The 1,242-nt window shown below is 53.0% G+C and carries 2 protein-coding genes; both read right to left on the bottom strand.

Annotated features, from left to right (window positions below):
- Positions 1-38: 38 nt before the first annotated feature.
- Entirely contained in the window at positions 39-875 is an 837-nt protein-coding gene (locus F8N96_RS34790) for an IS3 family transposase (protein ID WP_263596475.1), read from the bottom strand.
- Positions 872-1,177, bottom strand: coding sequence for an IS3 family transposase (locus tag F8N96_RS35665; protein ID WP_008047186.1), 306 nt, complete (start codon positions 1,175-1,177; stop codon positions 872-874). Before F8N96_RS35665 ends, F8N96_RS34790 begins: the two co-directional genes overlap by 4 nt.
- Positions 1,178-1,242 lie beyond the last annotated feature (65 nt).

The following is a 1,242-nucleotide window of genomic DNA, read 5'->3' as shown; positions in this document are numbered from 1 at the left end:
TGAACTGGTCAAGTAATTCCGGACACCGGTTACGGTGTTTATGCCGCCTTTTGCTCCATAGCTATCGGTGATAGGTAACCGTTGTAGCTGTGGAGCCTTGTGCGGTTGTAATACATGAAGAAGCGTACGATATCGGTTTTTGCTTCCTCGATCAGGCTGTAGCCGCTACGAGGTACCCACTCTGACTTCAGCGTGCCGAAAAAACGCTCTGTTGGAGCATTGTCCCAGCACTGCCCTCGATGACTCATGCTTTGCAAAATGCCATGGCGCGTCAGTTCTTCTTGAAACTTACGACTGGTGTACTGGCATCCCTGATCTGAGTGAAACATCAGTCCCGGCGGGCACGTTCGTACCTCTGTCGCCATGCGTAGCGCCTTGCTGACCAAGTTGGCGTCATTGACTAGAGAGAATGCCCAGCCAATGACTCGGCGAGCAAACAAGTCGATCACGATGGCCAGGTGAACCCAGCGCTTGCCCACCATCAAACTTGTAACGTCGCCACACCAGACCTGATCAACTGCAGTCGGCTTGAAATTGCGCTTGAGTCGATTGGGCGCAACAAATGCTTCAACCCCTTTGGATCTGAATGGGTGCGGCTGGCGTTGTTTGCTGACAATGTTGGCCTCCCTCATCAGCGCTCTGGCAAGACTCCTTCCGACCGCTATATCTTGGGATTTCAGGCCCTGGCTGATCATCCTGGAGCCCATGGCTTCGCGGCTTTCGCTGTGCAGTTCAACCACTTTCAGCTTGAGCTCTTCACGCCTGAGCCGCAGCTTGGTTCGCCGCTGAAGCCATTCATAAAAGCTGCTGCGCTTCACATCGAAAACACGACACACAATGGCAGTCGGGAATGACTCTCTTAGTTCCGCAATCATCGAAAACGATCGGGATCCGACATCAAGAGAGCGGTAGCCTTTTTTAAGATCTCGGCTTCCATCTCCATGCGCTTGATCTTGGCTTTTAACTCCTGGATCTGGCGCTGATCTTCGGTAATCGCTTTGGTGCCCTTGACCGGCTGTCCCTCGCGCTCCTTGCGAACCTGATCGACCCAACGCCGTAAAGCGGTAGGCCCGATGTCCAGCGATGCACAAACATCTGGCACCGGGCAATTATCATCGAGCACCATGCTGGCAGCATGCAGCTTGAACTCGCGGGTATAGACCTTTCTTTCGTTCATGAAACCTCCAAGTTGGCGAAATCATATCGCCCTTAAGAGGTGTCCGGAATTATTAGGCCAGTTCA

It is taken from the genome of Pseudomonas fluorescens, from assembly GCF_902497855.1.
GTDB classification, from domain to species: Bacteria; Pseudomonadota; Gammaproteobacteria; order Pseudomonadales; family Pseudomonadaceae; genus Aquipseudomonas; species Aquipseudomonas fluorescens_BI.
The sequence above is the reverse complement of the archived record's forward strand: the minus strand, read 5'-3'. Positions and strand labels throughout refer to the sequence as shown.